Genomic DNA, 22469 nt, shown 5'->3' on the forward strand with positions numbered 1-22469 from the left:
TCCCGTGCGGCGGACACACGGACGGGCGAGAGTACCGAAGATCTCCGGCAGCGAACCTGCGAGTTTCCGAAAGTCCGCTGGTCATTGGCGTGAAATGGCCGGCTCTGCCCTTACGTCCGCACCGGGCGCCTCGACGCGCGGCGCCAACTCCCCACGCCCGGACGGAGGGCAGGCGAGTCGCGCACGCCAGGGCGCCCGCGATCCCCGGTGGAGGCGCGGGCGTTCCGGCGTGCGGGGCGGGGTGGGTCAGGCAGGGGCCGGCTCCTCCAGCGCCACCACGACCATCACCGGAAGATCGGTGTCCTGCTGGATCACGCCTGCGGTCAGGATCCGGCCGTCGAGGGTCCACTTCTTCACCGCGATGAACTCGTCCCTGTCCGCCGCCGTCTGCTCGGCCTCGACGAGGTGGCCGGCGAGAGAGGATTCCTCGATCTCGGGCAGAAAGCCGGCCAGCGCCTGCTCCCCCTGCTCGTAGACGGCATCCACGTCGTCGAAGTAGCCCGACTCGTCGACGTCACGGATCCAGACGTAGAACTTGACGCTGACCGCCCCACTGCTGAACGTCTGGATCCAGCCGCCGACGCTTCCCTTGTCCCACGACGTCTCCACGCCGTCGCGGGGCTTGCCCCCGGGCGTCCACTCCTGGGCCGAGAACCGCGCCGCCGTGCCCTCGGCGGTCAGTGGGACGACACCCCTGAGCTCTTCCAGCATTGCGATCACTGCAGCCATGAACTCATTCCACTCATTCCGTTGCCGGGCACGTGGTACGCCTTCAGTTGCCCGCCCGCAGTGGTCATCGTGGCTGACGTACTACGCCATTCCAGAGCCGTACGTCATGGCCGGCGCGCCGTGCAGCGACGGCGGCCCCGGGGCAGGCGGCTCGACACGGTGTCCTGGGCCTCGGCGTTCCTCGCTGGGCTCACGCGGTGAAGGCGGTGCCGTCCAAGGTCCAGTGAGGGTCGGGCGTGATGTCGAGGGCGGTGTAGACGTGCGCGGCGACGTCGGCGTGGTGGAGGGGCGACGGGGCCGTGCCGGGGGTCAGGCCGGGACCGGAGGCGGCGATCCAGGCCGTACGCTCCTGTCCGCTCCGTCCTCCGTGGCCCCCTTCGTCGCGGTGGCCGTGGTCCGTCACCACGATGACCGTCCACCGCTCCGCCGTGTGGCCGGGGCGATCACGTATGGCGGTGAGGAGGCGACCGAGGCGTCGGTCCGCCGCCTCGATCGCCTGGCGGTACTCCTTGCCGCAGCCGAGGAAGTGGGCGGTCTCGTCGACGGCGCCGAGATAGACGAAGCCGGCGTGGAGGTCCTCGTCCAGCCCGAGGAGGTGCTCCGCGTCGTCGGTCACCCTGTCGTCCACCTCCTCCCAGGCTTCGGGGGTGTCCTCGCGGGGAGCGATGTAGCGGAGCCGGGTGGGGGAGACGAAGAGGGGGCCGCCGTCCCGGGCGAGGAAGAGCGGTGCCCAGCCTCCGACGGCGAAGGTCCGTCGTCCGCAGTCGGCCGCGAGGCGGGTCGTGAAGTCGGGGAAGAGGTCGAGACGGTTGCCGTCGAAACGGTTGGCCCAGACGCCGTGTTTCGCGACGCCGACGCCGGTGACGATGGTGGTCCAGCAGGGGCCCGACATCGTGGGCGTCACGGAGTCCACCTCGACGGGGGCCAGGAAGCCTGCGCGGGCGATCCCGTCGAGATGCGGCGTATGCAGTTCGGGGAGCAGGTCGAGGCGTACGCCGTCGATGCCGATCACCAGTACGTGGGCGCTGTTCATGGGTGGGTCCAGGGGAGTCGTGGGTGGGCGTGGGAAAGGGAGGTGTCAGGGGCCGACGCGGCGGAGCCGGATCAGGCTGCTGGCGTAGTCGCCGACGGGCAGCCGCGGGTCGATGCCGTGGCGTACGAGGACGGCGCCGCTGTGGACCTGGTTCAGATCCGGGTCCAGGTAACGCGCCTCGGGGTCGAGAGCGGGCAACCGTACCGGGGCGGAGCGGTGACCGAAGCGGGTGGTGGGACGCCAGACGAGGAGCACGTGCTCGCTGTCGTCCGGTGCCGCGTAGTGGACGGCGGTCACCGGCTCGGCGGCCGGGGCGACCCGGTGCTGGTGTCCTCTCTGCACGAGCGGGCGGATCAGCTTGTACTCGGCCACGAGCCCCGCGGCTTCCGAGAGTTCCTCCTCGGACCACGACGTCAGGTCTCCGCCGAGTCCCAGCGCGCCTGCCATGGCGACATGGAAGCGGAAGCGCAGCGGGGTGCGCCGGCCGGTGGCGGTGTTGGGGCTGTCGGTCACCCACGCGGCCATGGCCTGGGCGGGGAAGAGCTGACCGAAGCCGTGCTGGATGCCGATCCGGTCGACCGGGTCGGTGTTGTCCGAGGTCCAGGCCTGATCGGTGCGGGTGAGGATGCCGAGGTCGACGCGCCCGCCGCCGCCCGCGCACGCCTCGATGCGCAGACCGGGGTGGGCGGCGCGGAGCCGGTCCATGATGCGGTGGACGGCACGGGTGTGATCGATCCACAGGCGGTCGGGGTCGGGGTGGCCGTCCCATCCCGCTTCGGTGAAGGCCCGGTTGGCGTCCCACTTGAGCCAGTCGACGCCGTTCTCGCGCACCAGGTGGTCCAGGGTCTGCCGGGCCCAGGCCTCGACCTCGGGCCGGGCGAAGTTCAGCACGAGCTGGTTGCGCAGTTCGGTCGCGTCGAGCTGGGGGGAGTGGAGGACCCAGTCCGGGTGCGCGCGGTACAACTCGCTGTCACGGTTGACCATTTCCGGCTCGACCCACAGCCCGAAGCCCATGCCGAGGCGGTGCACCTCGTCGGCGAGCGGCCGCAGTCCACGGGGGAAGGCCTCGGGGCGAGGGGTCCAGTCGCCGAGTCCGGACCGGTCGTCGCGACGGGTGCCGAACCATCCGTCGTCCAGGACGAAGAGTTCGGCACCGACGCGCGCGGCCAGCTGGGCCAGGCCGATCTGACCGGCCTCGCCGACGTCGAATCCGGTGGCCTCCCACGAGTTGTAGAGCACCGGCCGGTCCCGCTCGGGCTCGGGCAGGACGTGCCCGCGTACGTAGTCGTGCCAGGCGCGGGCGGCGCCGCCGAAGCCGTGCGGGGTGAACAGCCCGGCGTACACCGGTGTGCGAAGGGTCTCGCCCGGCTGCAGGGTCCAGCTGAGGCCCTCGTGGCCGAATCCGCCGGTCCAGGTGGTGCGGCCGGTCGGGTCACGGTGGATCGTGACGCGCCAGCTGCCGCTCCAGGCGAGCGCCGTGCTCCGGACCTCCCCCTGGTCCTCGCTCGCGGTGCCGTCGTCGAGGGCCAGCCAGGGACTGGCGTGGTGGCTGGTGAGACCTCGACGGCTGGTCAGTACGGTCTCTGCGACGGGAAGCCGGTCGCGCTGGAGTTGGAACTCGCTGTTCCAGCCCCCGGTCAGATGACTGAGCCGGTAGTCGGGCAGCGGAGGAGCGGTCCATGACGCCGAGTCCAGCCGGTCGACGGTGATGGGATCCGGCGGACCGTCCGCGGCCCCGGTGTGGGTCAGTTCCGTCCAGCGCTCGATGACGTCGGTGTCGCTCCGGACGCGGTAACAGAGTTCGGCACGCAGGGGGCGGCGCCGGTCGTCGAGGCGCAACCGCAGTTCGCCGCCGTCAATGGTGTGACCGGCGAACCGCCACTGGGCACCCCGGGTCCCGTCGGCGAAGCGGACCTGAAGGCCGGCCGGGCCGAAGCGCGCCCCGGTCTGCGGCGCGAGTTCGTCGGCGGCCGCGTCGGCCTCGAAGCTGCTCGCCGCAGGGGAGACCGCGTCCGGGACGTCGGCGAGCGTCGCGGTGTCGAGCGGCAGGCCCCAGTGGAGGTGACGCGGGCTGCCGTCGGCGGCGAGGCGCAGTGCGTAGAGGCTGTTCGGCGTGCGCAGGACCGCGAGGCCGGGGCCGGGTTCGAAGGTGACGGGCGGGAGCGTGGCGTGCACGGATGGATCCCCTGAGGTCTGGTGTGGAACAGGGTGCGGTCCAGGGCGACTTGAAGAAAAGGTGACACAACACCGCAAAGGCGGCGTGGTGTTCGAGAAGTCCTGGGGGAGCAGAGGAGGGCCCGAGCGTAGGGCGGCACCAGCGCCCAAATCAATACTGGAAGAAGTTATTTATTTGCTCTATGTTGCTCCCGTGTTTCGACATCACTCCCGCCCTCTGGTCAGTGCGCCCGCCGAGACCGCGGTCCTCGCCCTGCTTCTTGCGGAGGGGCCGCTCAGCAGAGTGGAACTGGCACGGCGGACGGGACTCTCCTCGACCGCGGTCACCAAGGCGGCCAGGCCCCTCATCGACGACGGCTATCTGTACGAACTTCCGCCCGAGCGCACCGCGCCCGGTGCCGGCCGACCGGTCAACCCGCTCGCGGTCGACCCCGACCGGGAGTACTTCATCGGACTGAAGATCAGTGGCGACCAGGTCTTCGGCGCCGTCTGCGATCTGCGGGCCGGGATCCGGGCCACCGCGGGCCGGCCGCTCGACGGCTGCACCCCCGGGGCCGTCGCCGAGCTGACCGCCGAACTGGTCGACGAACTGCTCGACACCGAACCCGCGTTCCGTGCCCGGACCCGACACCTCGGCGTCGCGGTCAACGGGGACGTGGACCGCGAGAGCGGCCGGCTCCGTCACTCCGGCCTGCTGGGCTGGCGCGAGGTCCCGCTCGCGGAACTGCTCACCGAATCCACCGGCCTGGCAGTGACCGTCGAGAACGACGTCAGGGCCCTGACCATCGCGGAGCACTGGTTCGGCGAGGGCATCGGCACCGAATACTTCGCGCTGGTCACCATCGGTGCGGGCATCGGCTCCGCGCTCGTCGTCAACGGGCAGCTGATCAGGGGGGCGTACGGCGTCGCAGGGGAGGTCGGACACCTCTGCGTCGACCCGACCGGTCCGCGCTGCCGCTGCGGGGGGCGCGGCTGCGTCGAGGCGATCGCCTCGACCGACGCGATCCTCGCGGCGGTCCGCCAGGCCACCGCGGAGCCGCACCTCACATTCGGCGAGGCCGCCGACATCGCCAGGGAGGGCCATCCGGCAGCCCGCGAAGCCTTCGCCAGGGCCGGACACGCCATCGGGGTCGGCATCTCCGCACTGGTCAGCCTCGTCGGCCCGGAGCGTGTCGTCGTCAGCGGCGAAGGCGCCGACGCCTACGACCTGTTCAGCCGCCACATCCAGGACGCGTACGCCGAACACGCCTTCGGGGCGGCTTCCCGGTGCCCGCTGTCGCTGCGGCCGCTCCCCTGGGAGGAATGGGCCAGAGGCGGTGCTGCCGTGGCCATCCAGGCCCTCTTCCCGCAGTACGCGGCCACCACCACGATCGGCGTCGGCTGAGCACTCCCGCAGCCGTCGCGTACGACTCCCTGGCCGACGCCTTCCTCTGCCGGCAAGCAATGACGAAGGCGTCGGCCAGGCAGCACATCCACTCCGCCACACCCCTATAAGAAGGATGCGACATGAGCACACGCAGACCAGAGCATAGCCGACGCGGATTCCTCAGGGGATCGCTGCTCGTCGTCGCCGGAACCGTCCTGTCGGCCGCGTGCAGCACCGATCCCACCGGCGGTTCCTCCTCCGGAGCGAAGACCACCCTCAACGTCTGGTACCACGCCTACGGCGAGGCCGGGACCCAGCAGGCGGTGCTCCGCTACGCCACCGCCTTCACCAAGGCCAACCCCGACATAGCCGTGAAGGTGACTTGGGTCCCGGGCGACTACTCGGCCAAGGTCAACGCGACCCTGCTGACCGACGCCGCCCCCGACGTCTTCGAGATCGGCGACTTCAAGGAGAGCCTCGTCCACCGCGGCCAGATCGCCGCCCTCGACGACGTGTACGGCACCGCCAAGAGCGACTTCAACACGAACGCCGTCGAGGCGGTCACCGTCGACGGCAAGCTCTACGGCGTCAAGATGATCGACGACGTCATGATGCTGTACTACCGCAAGAGCGCCCTGTCGAAGGCCGGGATCACCCCGCCCACGACCTTCGACGGTCTCGTCGCCGCGGCGAAGGCCCTGACCACGAAGAAGAACAAGGGCCTGTTCGTCGGCAACGACGGTCTCGGCGACTCCGCGACCAACGCCGTCTGGTCCAACGGCGGCGACCTCGTGACCCCCGAGGGCAAGGTGGCGTTCGGATCGGCACCGGCACTCGAGGCGCTGACCGGCCTGAAGCGACTGCGCGACGACAAGTCGCTGCTGCTCGGCTTCACCACCGACTGGTGGGACCCCGCCGCCCTCACCCAGGGCGTCGTGCCGATGCAGTGGAGCGGCCTGTGGGCGAATCCCGCGATCAAGTCCGCGCTCGGCGACGACTTCGGCGTGCTGCCGTGGCCCGCCTTCAAGGCCGGCGGCGCCCCCGTCGTCCGCGTCGGCGGCTGGACCAGCTGTGTCAATGCCAAGGGCAAGAACGTGGCCGCGGCGAAGAAGTTCGTCCAGTGGCTGTGGGTCCAGCAGACCGACCTGCAGAAGGACTTCGCCGAGAGCTACGGCTTCCACGTCCCGCCGCGCAGGACCGTCGCGGCGTCCGCGGAGAAGCTCTCCCAGGGCACGGCCAAGGAGGCCGTGGTGCTCGCCGAGAAGCACGGGAAGCACTACCCGGGAACCTGGGACACCGCCGTGAGCAACGCGTTCAACGCGGCCGCGATGAAGATCGTCGAGGGGCAGGGCGATCCTGCCGCCCTTCTGGCCGACGCGGTGAAGAAGGCCCAGCGCGAGATCGACAAGCAGCTCGGCCGATGAGCCAGTCGACGGACCTCACACTGAAGCCCGAGCATGCCGGGCGGCGCCCCGCGGTCATCCCGCGCGGCGCCGCCCGTCCCGGCCGGGCACGTCCCGGCCGGGACGGCTGGGCCGCGTTTGTCCTGCTGACCGCGCCGATGCTGATCGGCCTCGGTCTCTTCAAGTACGTCGCGATCGGCTGGAGTTTCCTGCTCAGCCTCAGCGACGCGCGCGGCACCATCGCCCTCGGCCACTGGGTCGGACTCGAGAACTATCGCAGGCTCCTGTCCGACCAGGAGTTCCGCGGCTCCCTCCTCCAGATCCTGCTGTTCACCGCCTTCATCGTGCCGCTCACCTTCGCGGCCTCGCTCGGTCTCGCCCTGCTGGTGCACCGGATCAGACGGGGCCGGGCCCTGTTCCGTACGGCCTTCCTCATCCCGGCGGCCGTCTCGTACGTCGCCGCGTCCCTGCTGTGGAAGATGTCCCTGTTCAACGGCCTCCCGGCGGGTATCGCCAACACGATCGGAAGCTGGTTCGGAGCGGATCCCGTTCCCTGGCTCCAGTCCACCTCGCCGCCGCTCTACTGGGTGGCGCTCGTCACCCTGCGGCTCTGGCTCCAGGTCGGCTTCTACATGGTGCTGTTCCTGGCCGGACTCCAGGCCATCCCCAAGGAGTTGTACGAGGCCGCCGCACTCGACGGCGCCACCGGCAGGCGGCTCCTGACCAGGATCACCCTGCCCATGCTGCGCAACACCTCCGTCGCCGTACTGATGCTGCTGTTCATCGCCGCCTTCCAGGCCTTCGACGAGTTCTACAACCTGTTCAACAGCGGTCTCTCCGGAACGGCCACCGCCCCCGTACAGACACCGCTGGTCCACCTCTACAACACCGCCATGGGCAGCCAGAACTACGGCGTCGGCTCGGCCGGATCCTTCGTCCTCACCGCCCTCATCGTCGGAGTGACCCTGCTGCAGGGCCGGTTCACCGGCTTCGGCCGGAGCGGAGAATGAGACGCGCATGATCACCCTCCCCGGACTGTCCCGATCCGCGCGCCTCCTCGTACGCGCTCTGTTCGTCGGCCTCCTCACCACGGCCTTCCTCGCGCCCTTCTACCTCATGCTCCGCAACGCGCTCATGGACTCGCAGAGCCTGACGTCGCCGGAGTGGACGTGGTGGCCCTCGACGATGCACTTCGAGAACTTCACCGCCCTCTTCAGCGACCCCACCGTCTCCATGGGCCGGGCCCTCGGCAACTCCCTGCTCATCGCGGCCGTCACCGCGCCCGTCTCCACCCTTCTCGCCTCCGCCGCGGGCTACGCCCTGGCCCGGATCCCCGTCCCCGGACGCGGCGTGGTGCTCGCCCTGATCGTGGCCACGCTGATGATCCCCGGCTCGGTCACCTTCGTGCCGACGTTCGTCGTCGTCGGCTCCATGGGGGGTGTCAACACCCTGTGGGGCATCATCGTGCCCGGTCTCTTCAACCCGTTCGCGGTCCTGCTCTTCCGCAACTTCTACCTCCAGTTCCCCAGCGAGATCGAGGAGGCCGGCCGGCTCGACGGCCTCGGCTGGCTCGGCCTGTACCGCCGGGTCGCCCTGCCGAGCTCCGGAGCCATGCTGGCCTCGCTCGGTGCGCTGTCCTTCATCGACAGCTGGAACTCCTTCCTGTGGCCGCTGGTCATCGGACAGGACCCGTCCGCCTGGACCGCGCAGATCGCGCTGTCCACCTTCCTCACCTCGCAGACCATCAATCTGCCCGGCCTCTTCGCCGGTGCCGTCGTCACCATCACGCCCCTGGTCGTCATGTTCCTCGTCGCCCAGCGGTACATCGTCGAAGGCATCGCCACCAGCGGCCTCAAGGGCTGACCCCGCACCGCACCTCCCTGTACCACGCACAAGGCAGACGCAAGCACCCCCACCCGTAAGGAGCCCCCGTGACATCCCGCTTCACCTTGCTCCGACGCGCGACCGCAGGCCTCGTCACCTCGTCCGCGCTCGTCCTCGCCACCCTCACCCCCCACGCCGCCGCGGCGGACACGGGGACGGCGCCGCCCCCGGCCCTCACCGGCGCGCAACTCGCCGCCTCATGGACCGCCCCGCTGTCGACCCGGGACCGGTACGTCGTCGACGCCGACGGCGACCGGTTCAAGCTCAAGTCAGGAAACTGGGCCGGCGCTCAGGGCACCTGGCAGGGCAGCGGCGACGTAGGGGACGTCGCCAACCACCAGGCGAGGCAGATGTCGAACAACATTCCGCTCGGCCTGGACCGGAAGCCGATGGCCCAGATCCTGGCCGACTTCCACGCCCTGGGCCTCAACAGCATCCGGCTGCCCTTCGCCAACGCCATGATCCGCGACACGAGCGTCGTCCCGGACTCGGCCGTCGCCGCCAACCCGCAGCTCAAGGGCAAAACCCCGCTGCAGGTGCTCGACGCCGTCGTCGGGGCCCTGACCACGGACGGCTTCGCCGTCATCCTCAACAACCACACCACCAGCTACCGCTTCTGCTGCGGCCTGGACGGCAACGAGCGCTGGAACAGCGGCCAGTCGACCCAGCAGTGGATCGACGACTGGGTGTTCCTGGCCAAGCGCTACCAGGCCGACAAGCGGGTCGTCGGAGCCGACCTGCGCAACGAGGTCCGACGCGACACCTGGGACGATCCCAACTGGGGCTGGGGCGACGACCACGACCTCAACAAGGCACTGGAAGAGGCCGGTAACAAGATCCTGCAGGCCAACCCGGACATGCTCGTCATCATGGAGGGCATCAACTGGCAGGGCATACCCACCGATCTGACCCCCCACGGCCGCCCGACGCTCACCCCGGTCGCCACCCTGTCCAACACCCTGATCCGCTCCGACAAACTCGTCTACGCCGCCCACTTCTACGGCTACACGGGCCCGAACCACACCGGCGCCACCGGCACGGGCGAGACACACGACCCGCGCTACGAGGAGCTCACCCCCGCGCAGCTCGCCCAGGTCGTCGACGACCAGGCCCTGTTCGTCACCCGGTCCGGCCAGCACTTCACCGCACCCGTGTGGATCAGCGAGTTCGGCGCCGCCGGCCGTGGAGAGACCGACGCCAAGGAACGCGCCTGGTTCACCAACTTCACCGACATCATGGTGAAGAACGACACCGACTTCGCCATCTGGCCCCTCGTCGGCTGGACCGACACGAACGGCACACCGCAGGACAACTGGGCCCTGGTCAACTACAGCGCGAACGGCACCCGGCTCGGCGTCATGGACGCGGGCGACTGGCGCGCCACCGACTGGAACAAGCTCGTCAACGCCCCCGGCCGCACCGGCCGGGTCGCCCCGACCCCGCGCTGGAACATGCTCAACCTGGACCACGCCGACTACAACGTATCCGCCACCATGCTCGCGAAGCCGGACTGGTCAGCGGGCAACCGCAAGGCCAACTGCCCGGACAGCCAGCGCGTGACCGGGATCGCCCGGAGCAGCAGCCGAGGACTGTGCACCGACGCCGGGCAGCCGACGAAGGCGAGCGGCCCCTGGACCGTCGTCACCGACGAGCGGTACGTCACCGGCGGCGACTGGGCTAGCGGCTACAACAAGCTCCAGTGCCCCGGCAACACCTTCGCCGTCGGCTACAGCGTGAGCGGCAACGCCATGGCCGCCCTCCTGTGCGCACCCGCGGCCGCCGCCCTTCCCACCACCGGCCGTGTCCTCTGGTTCGACGGCGGCGACAACCGGCCCGCCACCGGAGGCTCGACCGCCAGCGACTGGGCACCGGGCCACTACAAGGGCCAGTGCAACGACAACGAGTACCTCGCCGGCGTCGCCCACACCTGGAAGTGGAACCACGGCGGCGTCCCCGACGCCCTGCTGTGCCGCCCGCTCGCCTGAGCCGTCCCATCGACCTCAGGCCCATCACTACCGACCTCCGAGCGATTCCGGCCGCCCGACTCCGGGCGGCCGGCCCGGCCCGTACCGTCTGCGCGCCCAGGTCAAGGCCCCTCTGTTCGGCACAGGCGCCGCCGACATGTTCCTTCACCTCCACGGCTGGACGACGGGGCTGGCCCGCATCAACGGTCTTCCCCTGGGCCGCTCCTGGTCCCGGGGGCCCGGACAGCCTGTACATTCCCGCACCCCCGAGCCCGACCCCGCCCAGATCAGCAGGAGACCCCCGTGCCCACCGAACTCCAAGCGGTCCTTTTCGACATGGACGGCACCATCGTCGACACCGAGCGACTCTGGCGACAGGCGGTCGAGGAGGAGGCCCTCGGTCTGGGACTCGTCCTCACGGACGCGGACCTCCCGTTCGTTCTCGGCCGGGGAATCGAGGACTGCGCAGAGCACCTGGCCGCCCGCGCAGTCGGCCGCGTCCGGTCGGCGCAGCTCGGCGACTCCCTCGAACAGCGCTTCACGGAACTCGTACACCGACAGGTCGTCCCCATGCCCGGGGCTGTCGAACTCGTCGCAGCGGTCCACGCCGCAGGGGTGCCGATGGCGCTGGTCTCCGCCTCGCCGAGGCCGGTCGTGAACACCGTCCTCGACGTCATCGGGCGGAACTGGTTCGTCACTTCCGTCGCCGCAGGGGAGACCCCCCGCACCAAGCCGTCTCCCGACCCCTACCGGGCGGCCCTGACCACTCTCGGTGCCGCTCCGGCCCGCTGCGTCGCCGTCGAGGACTCCCCGACCGGCGTTGCTTCCGCGGAGGCGGCCGACTGCGCGGTCCTGGCAGTGCCCTCGCTGACCGACATTCCCGTGGCACCGGGCAGGACGGTCGTGCGCACTCTGTCGGACGTGGATGTCGCCCTGCTCAGGGCGATGGTGGCGGGGCGATGACGCATGGGTGGGTCCGGGCGGCAGGTGAGCGGGCCCCACTCCGCGAGCCGAGGACCGGTACAACGCGCTGAGTGACCGTGATCCCGCCGACGTTCCCACTCCATCGGCTCTCCGCTCGGCCACGTGACGCATGCGGTCCTGCATCACGCGCGCTGCCCGGTCGTCCTCGTACCCCATCCTTGATCACTTCAAGAACCTTTTCCGGACGCCTGGCCCACGATCCAGCAGACCGCCCACGCGAGACCGCACCCGGGGATGATCGAGGAAGAGCTCCTCCTGGGGACTTTCCGATCCAGCGGTCAGAGTTCCGCGTCGAGGATGGCCGGCCACGCCGTGCCTTCCGTGCTCCCGTCGGGCCGGGGCAGCGCCATCTCCGCCCAGATGACCTTTCCTCGGGGGGTGTAACGGGTACCCCAGCGCTCGGTCAGTTGTCCGACGAGGAACAGGCCGCGGCCCCCTTCGTCCATCGCGGCGGCATCGCACAGATGGGGCGAGGTGCTGCTGCTGTCGGCCACCTCACAGGTCAGGGTGCGGTCGAGCAGCAGTCGTACGGTGACCGGTGCGGAGCCGTAGCGGATGGCGTTGGTGATCAACTCGCTGAGCACCAGTTCCATGGCGAACACAAGCTCGGACAGACCCCAGGCGTCGAGCTTCTCGGCCACGACAGCACGCATTCCCGCCACGGCGGCGGGATCGAACGGTACGTCCCAGTCGGCGACACGGTCGGGCGGGATCGTTCGTGTCCGGGCGATGAGCAGTGCCACATCGTCCTTCGGCCGATCCGGCAGGAGCGCGTCGAGGACCGCCTGGCAGTTCTCCTCCGGTGACCGGCCGGGGTGGCACGCCAGGGTCTCACGCAGCAGCTCGATCCCCACGTCGATGTCCCGGGTGCGGTCCTCGATGAGCCCATCGGTGTAGAGGATGAACTGCGTGCCTTCCGCCACTTCCAGTTCCGCCGTCTCGAACGGCATACCGCCCAGGCCCAGGGGCGGGCCGGCCGGCAGGTCGGGGAACGACACAGTGCCGTCGGGCCTGACCAGTGCGGGCAGGGGATGCCCGGCCCGAGCCATGGTGCAGTGGCGGGAGACGGGGTCGTAGATCGCGTACAGGCAGGTGGCTCCGATGATCCCCGCGTCGGCGCCGGACTCCGCCTCCTCCTGGTCGATGCGCCCGATCAGGTCGTCGAGGTGGCGGAGGATCTCGTCGGGCGGCAGGTCGAGTGTGGAGAAGTTGTGCACGGCCGTGCGTAGCCGTCCCATCGTTGCGGCCGCGTGCAGGCCGTGGCCGACGACATCCCCGACGACCAGTGCCACCCGGCTGCCCGGGAGCGGGATCACGTCGAACCAGTCGCCGCTCACCCCGGAGAATGCGGGCAGGTAGCGATGGGCGACGTCGAGCGCGCTCTGTTCGGGCAGGGCCCGCGGGAGCAGGCTGCGCTGCAGAGTCATGGCCATGGCGTGCTCACGGGTGTAGCGGCGGGCGTTGTCGATGCTGACGGCCGCCCGTGCGACCAGTTCTTCGGCCAGGGACAGGTCGTCCTCCTCGAACGGCTGGGGCTTCTCGGAGCGCCAGAAGTTGGCCATGCCCAGGATGACTCCCCGTGCCTGGAGGGGCACCGTGATGAGCGAATGGATGCCGTAATCGACGATCCTCCGTGTCAGCTCCGGGTCCTGGGCGAGCCAGCCGGGAGCGTCGGACAGGTCGGGCACCAGCTCCGGCCGGCCTGTGGCGAAGGCCCCTGCCTGCGGCGTGGAAGGGAGAAAGGTGATCAGCTGACCGAGTTCGTACAGGGGATGGTCGTCCCGGATGCCGCTTACAGCCGTGCGGCGCATGCCCGCGTCCGTACCGGTCGGCTCGTCCCCGTGGAGGACCGGTTCGGCCAGATCGACGGTTGCGAAGTCGGCGAGCCTGGGAACCGCGATCTCGGTCAGTTCCTCGGCCGTGCGCACCACATCGAGCGTGGTACCGATGCCGAGACCGGCGTCGTACAGCAGGCGCAGCCGCTCGCGGGCGTTCTCCGCCCTGCCGGACAGTGCCCGCAGCTCTGTGGAGTCACGCAAGGTCACCACTGTCCCCCGGGGCCCACCGCGGCGCCCCGTCGGCCGCTGGTTCACCGCGAGCAGTCGGCTCCCCATGAGGTGCACTTCGTCCGTGGCCGCGCGCCCCGAGGTCAGCAGCTCCACCATGCCGGGATCAAGGCTGGACAAGTCCGGGATGCGTCGTCCCTCGGCGTCGAGCGGCAGATCCAGCAGCCGTCTGGCCTCGTCGTTGGCCAGCAGCAGTCGACCGCCTACGCTGACGATGAGAACGCCTTCGCGCACGGCGTGCAGCACCGCGTCGTGATGCTCGTACATGCGATTCAGATCGGCAGGGCCCAAGCGGTAGGTCTGCCGCCGCAGCCGCCTGGTCACCAGGGCCGTCCCGCTCGTGGCCACTCCGAGCGCAACCGCTCCTGCACCGAGGATGATCGGCATCTGCCGTGCCACCACGCCGGTCACGCTCTCGATCTTCATGCCGGCAGCCACCAGGGCGACGACCCGCGCGTGATCGTGGACGGGGACGATCACCTGTACCTCGCGGCCGAGCGGGCCGTTGACTCTCTCGGTGTACACGTGTCCGGCCAGCGCCGGCGCGAGGGTGGCGACGGCCTTCTTCCCGATCAGCTCCGGACGGGGGTGCGTGTAGCGGATCCCTTTCGTGTCCATCACCACGATGAAGTCGACGCCCGCCGCCTTCCGCCCTGCCTCGGTGAGCGGCTGGAGCACCTTGGAAGGATCAGGAGCCTTCAGCGCGGTCAGGAGGCCCGGTGAATGAGCGAAAGCCTGCGCGACGGCGACGGAGCGGTTTCTCGCCTCCGTACTGCTGTCGTGGCGGGCCTGCACTACGAGCGCCAGCACCGAAGCGGCCACGAGGAGCACGACCACGACCACCTGCAGGGCGAAGACCTGGCCTGCAAGGCTCCGGGGGTACTTGCCCGTGAGTGACCGCATGTGTGCGCTCCGGAATCGGCCGAAACGACTAACCCAGTGCCCTTTGTAGCACCGTGAGGTCGAAGGTGCGTGCGGTCGGGGCACGCTCGGAGGCGGTACCGCGCGGAGGCCCGACGACAATCCGGCAGCAGTGGAACCGGATCGGCGCCAGGACGGTACGGATACGGCGTGCGGCCGCGGTGCTCCGTTCCGCGGTGAGCGATTGCCGGACGCGCCGGCCGGCGCCAGGCTGGGAACATGGTGCGCGAGCCGGCTTCGGAAATGCTGACCGGGTGGGCCGTGGAGAGCCCTGGTCCGATCGGGGACGGCCCGCTGGTGCGTGTGCGGCGATCGCTGGCCTTGCCGGGGCCGGGTGAACTGTTGCTGAGGGTGGAGGCGTGCGGTGTGTGCCGCACCGACCTGCACCTTGCCGAGGGCGACCTGCGCCCGCACCGGGGGTCGACCGTTCCCGGCCATGAGATCGTCGGCCGGGTGGCCGCCGCCGGCGAGTCCGTCACGGGGTTCCAGGTCGGTGACCGGGCCGGTGGGGCGTGGCTGCGCAGCACCTGCGGCAACTGCCGCTACTGCAGGGCCGGTCGCGAGAACCTCTGCCCGGCTTCTCTCTACACCGGCTGGGACGCGGACGGCGGATTCGCCGACATCGCCCTCGTACCGGCCGACTACGCCTACCGGCTTCCGGAGGACCAGGACGCCGTCCTGCTGGCGCCGCTGCTGTGCGCCGGGATCATCGGCTACCGCGCCCTGCGCCGCAGCGCCCTGCCGCCCGGCGGCCGGCTCGGGATCTACGGCTTCGGGGCCTCGGCCCATCTGGCGGCGCAGGTCGCCCTGGCCGAAGGAGCGAGGGTGCACGTGCTGACCCGTTCGGCACGAGCCCGTGAGCTCGCCGCAGACCTGGGGGCCTCCTCCGTGGGCGGCGCCTACGACCGTCCGCCCGAACCACTGGATTCGGCGATCCTGTTCGCGCCGGTCGGTGATCTGGTGCCCGTGGCACTGGAGGCGCTGGACCGGTCGGGAACGCTCGCCGTCGCGGGCATCCACCTCACCGACATCCCCGTGCTCGATTACCGGCGCCACCTCTTCGAGGAGCGGAACCTGCGCAGCGTCACCTCCAACACCCGGCAGGACGGCCGTGACTTCCTGGACACGGCCGCACGGATTGGCATGCGGGTCACCGCCAGTCCGTACCCGCTGAGCCGCGCGGACCAGGCGCTGAGTGATCTGGCCGCCGACCGGGTCAACGGCGCCGCCGTCCTCGTCCCGGGATGACAGGGGCCAGCCGGCCCGTCCCGCAGCGCCCCGCGCTCTCCGCAACGGCAGCCGGTTCCGGTCCGGCCGTGGCCATGGGCCGAGCGGTCCCTCTCCGGCACGGCTGCCGGGCGGGCATGCATTCGAACCGGTCGAGGCGAATTCGTATGAGCGGCCGGCGCGGCGCCGGCCGCTCATACGGCGACGGCCACCGCAGCAACCGATGGAGTCGTCGGCCGTCAGCCCGGAGCGTTGTGGATGCCGATGCCCGGTTCGGAGGAAGAGAGGCCCAGGTCGGTGCGGCGGCGCTCCTCAATGAATTCGATGCACCGGGCCTGCTCGTCGGTGATCACATCGCACACCCAGTCCCAGTGCAGTGCCACCCGGTCGCCTGCGGAGAGACCGTCGAGCAGCGTCAGTCCACCGGCCGAGCAGCGTACGGTCTCCTCCTGCCACGCGCCGTAGGTCAGCCCAGCACCGTCCCAGCGCAGCGGGCGTGACCGCACGGTCGCGATGTCTCTGTCGGCGGCTACGACCACTCCCGTACGGATGCGGCACCGGTCGAGCACGGACAGGGCGGTCGGATGGCCCATCGACCGCAGCATCGGGGCCCACGGATACACCTCGAACACCTGGAAGCTGTGATGGGCCAGGGCGCGCCGCCCGGCGTCGCGCCAGGTGCCGCCGAGCTGCCCCCGGAACCGGTCGGTCATGCGCTCCACCAGAGCGGCGGGATCGGCCCGGTCCAGCAGTCCGTTGCCGATCCAGTACGCCTCGACCACCCGCACGTCCAGCGGGTCCGCCAGGCCGGCCGTCTCCGCGAGGAACTGGAGATAGCACCAGGCCCCCTCGAACTGCCGGGCGCGCCGCTCGATGTCGGCGGTCGCGTCACGGCGCAGGAGGGCCGCCGCGTCGGCGGGGCCGCAGTAGCCGAGCTCGTTGGGCGGGTAGGCGTATCGCGCGAACAGCAGGGCGCCCTCGGCACTCACTCAGCAGATCCTCGGTAGTTGTTCGCCGATCGGCAGCCCGATCACCCGGCTCCCGCCCAGCCCCGTCCTCGCCACGACCATCCCGGCGTGATCCGGAACGCAGCTGCCGATCCGGCAGGCGGACCTGCCCAGGGGATGGGCCCGCATGGCGGCCAGCACCCGGTCCGCGTCCTCGGCCGGGACGATCGCGATCAGTTTGCCCTCGTTGGCCACCTGCAGCGGGTCGAGCCCGAGCAGGCTGCACGCGTCGCGCACCGTGGGCGGCACGGGAAGCAGCCGCTCGACCAGTTCGATGCCCACGTCCGAGGCGCGGGCGATCTCGTTCAGCGAAGCCGAGACGCCCCCGCGTGTGGGGTCCCGGAGCACATGGAGGTCGGTACCGGTGGAGAGCATGGCGGCGACCAGTCCGTGCAGCGCGGCGGTGTCGCTCTCCACCGCAGTGCCGAATTCGAGGCCCTCCCGGCAGCTCATCACGGCCACACCGTGCACGCCGATGTCGCCGCTGACGAGCACCGCGTCGCCGGGGAGCGCCCGGCGTGCGTGGATGTCGACACCGGGAGGGATCACGCCGATGCCCGAGGTGTTGAGATAGACGCCGTCACCACTGCCGTGCTCCACGACTTTCGTGTCCCCGGTGACCAGGCGTACGCCGGCGTCCTCGGCGGCCCGGCCCACGGCCTGTGCGATCCGGCCGAGGTCGCTCAGCGCGGTGCCCTCCGCGAGGATGAAGGCGGTGGACAGGAACAGGGGCGTCGCGCCCGACATGGCCAGGTCGTTGACCGTGCCGTTCACCGCCAGGTCACCGATCGAACCGCCGGGGAAGAACATCGGCTTCACCACGAACGAGTCCGTGGAGAAGGCGAGGCGGGTGCCGGAGCCGACCGTCAGGACGGCCGAGTCCCCAAGGTCGGCGGCGGCCGCGGCACCGTACGCGGGCAGGAACAGGTGCTCGATCAGCTCACCGGACATCGCACCGCCGCCCCCGTGACCCATGACGACGGACGGGACGTCCCGCAGCGGGACCGGGCAGGCCCACCCCTCGAAGTCGAAGTCGGGCACGTCGTCCACCACGGCGGTCATGTCCTGCATCGCGTCAGTCATTTCGCATCGACCAGTTCCAGGCGGCGGTGGGTGTAGTAAGCGGCGCACGCGCCCTCGGACGAGACCATGGTCGCGCCGAGCGGATTCCTCGGAGTGCACTCCTTGCCGAACGCCTCGCACAGATGCGGTTTGATCAGCCCCTGAAGGACCTCGCCCGAACGGCAGAGCGACGACTCGGCGGTGTGGATGTCCGTCACCTCGAACCGCTGCTCCGCGTCGAACGCCCGGTACTTCTCGGAGAGTTGCCAGCCGCTGCGGGGGATCGCACCGATGCCGCGCCAGGTCCGGTCGGTCACCTCGAACACATCGGCGAGCATCTCCATGGCGGGCACATTGCCCTCCTCGCGCACGGCCCTGGGGTAGGCGTTCTCCACTTCGTACCGGCCCGCCTCCAGCTGGACGACGGTCCGGCGGACGCCTTCGAGGATGTCCAGTGGTTCGAAGCCGGTGACCACGATCGGCACCTTGTACTTCCGGGCCAGCGCCGGGTACTCGGCCGTCCCCATCACACTGCATACGTGGCCTGCGGCGAGGAACGCCTGCACCCGGCACGTCGAGGACTCCATGATCGCGGCGATCGCGGGCGGCACCAGCACATGGGACACCAGCAGGGAGAAGTTCCGCACCCCGAGCCGCTGGGCCTGGTACACCGTCATGGCGTTCGCGGGGGCGGTGGTCTCGAACCCGATCCCGAAGAAGACGACTTCGCGGTCAGGGTTCTCCCGGGCGATCTTCAGCGCGTCGAGGGGCGAGTACACCACGCGTACGTCGCCGCCGGCGCTCCTGATGGAGAAGAGGTCCCGGCCACTGCCGGGTACGCGCAGCATGTCGCCGAACGAGCAGAAGATGACGCCGGGGCGGGCGGCGATCGCCAGCGCCCGGTCGATGGTCTCCAGCGGGGTGACGCAGACGGGACACCCCGGTCCGTGGATCATCTCCACACCGTCCGGAAGCAGTTGGTCGATGCCATGCCGGATGATGGAGTGGGTCTGGCCGCCGCAGACCTCCATCAGCGCCCAGTTCCGCGTGGTGGCCGCGTGGATCTGGTCGATCAGTTTCTTCGCGAGATCGGGGTCACTGAACTCTTCGAGATACTTCACCGGCCGACTCCTTCGGGAGACGCACCCTGCTGGGCTGCGCGTTCGAAACCGTCTCCGAACTCCTCGGCCAGAATGCCGAGCCGCTCGAAGTCGGCAAGGGTGTCCAGGGCCGACCGTTCGTCGAGGCGCTGGATGGCGAAACCGACGTGCACGATGACGTATTCACCGACGGTCGCATCGGGGATGTATTGGAGGCACACCTCCTTGCGCACCCCGCCGAAATCGACCTCGGCCATCACGGTGCCGTCGACTTCGGCGGTACTGAGGACACGCCCCGGAACAGCCAGACACATGGTCCCTCTCCTCTGTGGATCTCTCTTGAGGTGCGGCGGTACGGCGGTACGGGCGTGCGGCGGCATCAGCCCGATGCGGCGATCATGAGCTGGCCGAGGGCGATCCCGCCGTCGTTCGGGGGGAGCCGGCGCGGCCGCAGGACGGTGAAACCCCTTTCGGTCAGGCCGCGTTGCGTCGCTTCGAGCAGTACGGCGTTCTGGAAGACACCGCCGCCCAGCGCCACGGTGGAGAGGCCGGTGCGCGAGCGGCAGAGGTCCGCGAGGCGGGTGGCCAGAGCGGCGACGGCGGTGTGGAAGCGCACGGCGATCAGCCCGGCCGGAACGCCGTCCCGTACGTCGGACACCACGGCCCGGACCACCGGGCCTGGATCCGCGACGGCCGGCTCCTCTCTCTTCCCGGGCCGGATGCCGAAGCGGTAGCCGCCCTCCGGCGCCGCGGGGCCGGCGGCCGCGGCACGGGCCAGCCCTTCCAGTTCCATGGCCGCCTCCGCCTCGTACGCCACCACGTGCCGGACGTCGGCCAGGGACGCGACCGCGTCGAAGAGCCGGCCCACGCCCGACGTGGGCACGCAGCCGAATCCGGTGGCGAACTGATTGGCCAGCACGTCGCGTTCGGCGGGCGGGCAGGCGCGGACCGCAGGCATGTCGTCGTCCCAGGGGATGCCGGCCGCGTGCAGATGCGCGAGGGCCATCCGGTACGGCCGCAGCACGCTCGCGTCGCCCCCGGCCAGCGGTACGTAACCCAGGTGCGCGGCCCTGCTGAACGACGAGTAACCGGCCACCAGGACCTCGCCGCCCCAGGCCGCCCCGTCGGCGCCGTGGCCGGTGCCGTCGAAGGCGACGCCGATCACGCGCTCGTCCGCGCCCATGCCGTGCTCCGCCATCACGGACGCGATGTGCGCGTGGTGGTGCTGCACGGTGCGGAGCGGCCGCCCGGCCGCGTGGGCGCGAGCCCAGTCGCCGGAGTGGTAGCCGGGGTGGCGGTCGGCCACCAGTCGGGTGGGCGCCACCCCGGTGAGGTCCTCCAGATGCTTCTCGGTCCGGGTCAGGGCGTCGACCGTGGACAGGTCGTCCATGTCGCCGATGTGCTGGCTCAGCCAGGCGTAGCGCCCCTCGGCCAGCGCACAGGTGTTCTTCAGGTCGGCTCCCACGGCGAGCGTCGGGGGCACGTCGAAGGGCAGCGCGATCGGTAGCGGGGCGTATCCGCGCGAGCGGCGCAGCGGCAGCTCGGCACCGGCGGCCCAGCGGCTGACCGAGTCGTCGCACGGCACATGGATGCGCCGGTCGTGCCGCAGCCAGGCATCGACCAGCGGTGCCAGCACGGCCAGCGCGTCGCCGTCGTCGGTGACGATCGGCTCGCCCGACAGATTGGCCGACGTCATCACCAGTGCGTCCGGGCCCGGATCGTCGTCCCCGATCCCGAAGAGCAGGACGTGCAACGGGGTGTACGGAAGGAGCAGCCCGAGGTGGGGGCTGCCGGGCGCCACGGCGTCGGACACCCCGGCCCCGGCCCCGGCGGGGTGCCGGGGCAGGAGCACGATCGGGCGGCGGCCACCGGACAGGAGCTCCTCCTCGTCCGCCGTGACGGTCACCAGCCGCCGCGCGACGTCGAGGTCCGGCACCATCACCGCGAACGGCTTGCCGCCGCGCCGCTTGCGCCGGCGCAGTTCGGCCACGGCCGCGTCGTCGCGGGCGTCGCACACCAGGTGGTAGCCGCCGAGTCCCTTGACCGCGATGATCCCGCCCTCGGCGAGGAGCTTCCGGGCCGTACGCAGAGCGTCCTCGTCACGGGACAGGGGCACGCCTTCCCCGCCGACCAGTTCGAGCCGCGGTCCGCAGTCGGGACAGGCGATCGGCTGGGCGTGGAAGCGCCGGTCGTGCGGGTCCTCGTACTCCGCCCGGCAGGCCGCGCACATCTCGAAGTCCGCCATCGTGGTGGCGGCCCGGTCGTACGGAAGACCGGTGACGATCGTGAACCGGGGGCCACAGTGCGTGCAGGTGATGAACGGGTGGCGGTAGCGCCGGTTCGACGGATCGCCCAGCTCCTCCAGGCAGTCCCGGCAGGTGGCGATGTCGGGCGAGACCAGCGTCCTGGCCCGGTCGGACGCGCTGGAGCGCTCGATGGCGAAGCCCGTACCGCCGCGCGTCGGCAGTTCGGTCGTACGCACGTCCTCGACGACCGCGAGTGGAGGGGCATCGGCGCTCAGACGGCGGCCGAACTCCTCCACGGCCCCGGCCGTTCCCTCGACCTCGGCGAGCACCCCGTCGCCGGTGTTCGTCACCGAGCCCGTGAGCAGCAGCTCCGAGGCGGTGACGTAGACGAAGGGCCGGAAGCCCACGCCCTGCACGACGCCGCGCACCTCGAATCTGCGCCGGATCCGCTGCTCCCGGCCGCGGCCCATCATCTCCAGCCCCGACAGCGCCTCGCGGGCCTTCGCCCGGTCGATGAGCTCGACGGCGAAGCCCATATGGAGAAGCACCCAGTCGTCGCGACCGGGCGCCTGGTCGAGCATGCCGATATTGACACGGCGCCTGGCGCCCTCGACGTCCACCAGAGCCAGCTGGCCCGCGTACCCGTCCACGATCTCCACGACGCGGCCAGGAATGCCTAGGCACATGATCAGGATCTCCGGGGTCGGGTGCTGTTCACGGACGCGGTCGGTACGGCCGGCACGAGCTGCCGGATCAGGGTGTGCACTGCCTGCATCGCCTCGGGCACCGCGCTGCCGACGGCCTCGCCCAGCCCGATGCCCTCCTCGACTCCGGCGGGTGTGCAGCCGACGAGGTAGGTGAGCGGAAGCGTACCGCCCAGCTGATCCAGATTTGACAGAACAGCAACCGGATTCATTCCATGTGCGTCGAATTCACCCGAACCGAGGTCCTCCACACCGATGCGGAGCACTGTCACCTCCCCGGGGGCGCCGCCCCCCGGGTACGCGTCGACCAGAACCAGCGCGTCGTAACCGTCGAGCAGGTCGTACGCGAGATGCATGCCGCGGATGCCGTAGTCCACCACCCGGACCTGCGGGGGCATCCCGCCGTCCCGGGCCAGCCGGCGCACGACCTCCGGGCCGAAGCCGTCGTCGCCGAGAAAGAGATTGCCGATGCCCGCGACCAGCACCCGGGCGGCGGTGTCGGGTTTCTTCGTCATGGTCGGCTCAGCCTCCCCCGGGCCGGAAGCCGGACGATGCCGGCCATGGGGGGCCTCCCCGCTCGCTTCACTCGGATCGGGAT

Annotated in this window: 17 protein-coding genes and 2 pseudogenes; 9 read left to right on the forward strand and 10 right to left on the reverse strand. The window is 70.6% G+C overall.

The window, feature by feature from the left end; translation table 11 throughout:
• Positions 1-246: 246 nt before the first annotated feature.
• The 3 genes from ACFYY7_RS21440 to ACFYY7_RS21450 all read right to left on the reverse strand — a co-directional run bounded on the left by ACFYY7_RS21440 (position 247) and on the right by ACFYY7_RS21450 (position 3937).
• Positions 247-729 (reverse strand): hypothetical protein, encoded by a 483-nt coding sequence (locus ACFYY7_RS21440; protein ID WP_388663533.1) that lies wholly within the window; start codon positions 727-729, stop codon positions 247-249.
• A gap of 190 nt (positions 730-919) precedes the next feature.
• Complete coding sequence (locus tag ACFYY7_RS21445; RefSeq protein ID WP_388663534.1) at positions 920-1762, reverse strand: alkaline phosphatase family protein; 843 nt, start codon at positions 1760-1762, stop codon at positions 920-922.
• A 45-nt stretch (positions 1763-1807) separates the two neighbouring features.
• Positions 1808-3937: an alpha-galactosidase gene (locus ACFYY7_RS21450; RefSeq protein WP_388663536.1), complete on the reverse strand. Its 2130-nt coding sequence runs from the start codon at positions 3935-3937 to the stop codon at positions 1808-1810.
• A gap of 193 nt (positions 3938-4130) precedes the next feature.
• On the opposite strand from ACFYY7_RS21450, the gene ACFYY7_RS21455 reads away from it, so the two are divergent.
• From ACFYY7_RS21455 to ACFYY7_RS21490, 8 genes and pseudogenes are all read left to right on the forward strand, one after another.
• Positions 4131-5321, forward strand: a complete 1191-nt coding sequence (locus ACFYY7_RS21455; protein ID WP_388663538.1) for an ROK family protein — start codon at positions 4131-4133, stop codon at positions 5319-5321.
• A gap of 122 nt (positions 5322-5443) precedes the next feature.
• Positions 5444-6727, forward strand: a complete 1284-nt coding sequence (locus ACFYY7_RS21460; RefSeq protein WP_388663540.1) for an ABC transporter substrate-binding protein — start codon at positions 5444-5446, stop codon at positions 6725-6727.
• Positions 6724-7716 (forward strand): carbohydrate ABC transporter permease, encoded by a 993-nt coding sequence (locus ACFYY7_RS21465; protein WP_388663542.1) that lies wholly within the window; start codon positions 6724-6726, stop codon positions 7714-7716. The genes ACFYY7_RS21460 and ACFYY7_RS21465 overlap by 4 nt, the downstream gene beginning before the upstream one ends.
• Positions 7717-7723: 7 nt before the next feature.
• Positions 7724-8569 (forward strand): carbohydrate ABC transporter permease, encoded by an 846-nt coding sequence (locus tag ACFYY7_RS21470; RefSeq protein ID WP_351253704.1) that lies wholly within the window; start codon positions 7724-7726, stop codon positions 8567-8569.
• Positions 8570-8637: 68 nt separating this feature from the next.
• Positions 8638-10575: a glycoside hydrolase family 5 protein gene (locus tag ACFYY7_RS21475; RefSeq protein ID WP_388663544.1), complete on the forward strand. Its 1938-nt coding sequence runs from the start codon at positions 8638-8640 to the stop codon at positions 10573-10575.
• 88 nt (positions 10576-10663) lie between these two features.
• Positions 10664-10789, forward strand: a pseudogene (locus ACFYY7_RS21480) (hypothetical protein); the annotation flags it as partial.
• Between the two features lie 68 nt (positions 10790-10857).
• Positions 10858-11517, forward strand: coding sequence for an HAD family hydrolase (locus ACFYY7_RS21485; protein WP_388663545.1), 660 nt, complete (start codon positions 10858-10860; stop codon positions 11515-11517).
• A 93-nt stretch (positions 11518-11610) separates the two neighbouring features.
• Positions 11611-11700: pseudogene (locus tag ACFYY7_RS21490) on the forward strand (universal stress protein); the annotation flags it as partial.
• Positions 11701-11816: 116 nt separating this feature from the next.
• Here ACFYY7_RS21490 and ACFYY7_RS21495 read toward each other — a convergent pair.
• Positions 11817-14507: a SpoIIE family protein phosphatase gene (locus tag ACFYY7_RS21495; RefSeq protein ID WP_388663547.1), complete on the reverse strand. Its 2691-nt coding sequence runs from the start codon at positions 14505-14507 to the stop codon at positions 11817-11819.
• Between the two features lie 237 nt (positions 14508-14744).
• Between ACFYY7_RS21495 and ACFYY7_RS21500 the strand changes: the two genes are divergently transcribed.
• On the forward strand, positions 14745-15773 hold the full coding sequence (locus tag ACFYY7_RS21500; protein WP_388663549.1) for a zinc-binding alcohol dehydrogenase family protein: 1029 nt from the start codon (positions 14745-14747) through the stop codon (positions 15771-15773).
• Between the two features lie 218 nt (positions 15774-15991).
• On the opposite strand, the gene ACFYY7_RS21505 is transcribed toward ACFYY7_RS21500, so the two are convergent.
• The 6 genes from ACFYY7_RS21505 to ACFYY7_RS21530 all read right to left on the reverse strand — a co-directional run bounded on the left by ACFYY7_RS21505 (position 15992) and on the right by ACFYY7_RS21530 (position 22386).
• Positions 15992-16741: a DUF6390 family protein gene (locus ACFYY7_RS21505; RefSeq protein ID WP_388663551.1), complete on the reverse strand. Its 750-nt coding sequence runs from the start codon at positions 16739-16741 to the stop codon at positions 15992-15994.
• Complete coding sequence (gene hypE / locus ACFYY7_RS21510) at positions 16742-17842, reverse strand: hydrogenase expression/formation protein HypE (protein WP_388663553.1); 1101 nt, start codon at positions 17840-17842, stop codon at positions 16742-16744.
• Positions 17839-18942, reverse strand: coding sequence for a hydrogenase formation protein HypD (hypD, locus tag ACFYY7_RS21515; RefSeq protein WP_388663554.1), 1104 nt, complete (start codon positions 18940-18942; stop codon positions 17839-17841). Before hypD ends, hypE begins: the two co-directional genes overlap by 4 nt.
• Complete coding sequence (locus ACFYY7_RS21520; RefSeq protein WP_266692350.1) at positions 18939-19235, reverse strand: HypC/HybG/HupF family hydrogenase formation chaperone; 297 nt, start codon at positions 19233-19235, stop codon at positions 18939-18941. Before ACFYY7_RS21520 ends, hypD begins: the two co-directional genes overlap by 4 nt.
• A gap of 65 nt (positions 19236-19300) precedes the next feature.
• Positions 19301-21853, reverse strand: coding sequence for a carbamoyltransferase HypF (hypF, locus tag ACFYY7_RS21525; RefSeq protein WP_388663556.1), 2553 nt, complete (start codon positions 21851-21853; stop codon positions 19301-19303).
• A gap of 2 nt (positions 21854-21855) precedes the next feature.
• The gene (locus ACFYY7_RS21530; RefSeq protein WP_388663557.1) at positions 21856-22386 is read right to left on the reverse strand and encodes a hydrogenase maturation protease; all 531 of its coding nucleotides are present in this window, start codon (positions 22384-22386) and stop codon (positions 21856-21858) included.
• Positions 22387-22469: the final 83 nt, after the last annotated feature.

It is taken from the genome of Streptomyces sp. NPDC001933 (genome assembly GCF_042890955.1).
Classification (GTDB): Bacteria; Actinomycetota; Actinomycetes; order Streptomycetales; family Streptomycetaceae; genus Streptomyces.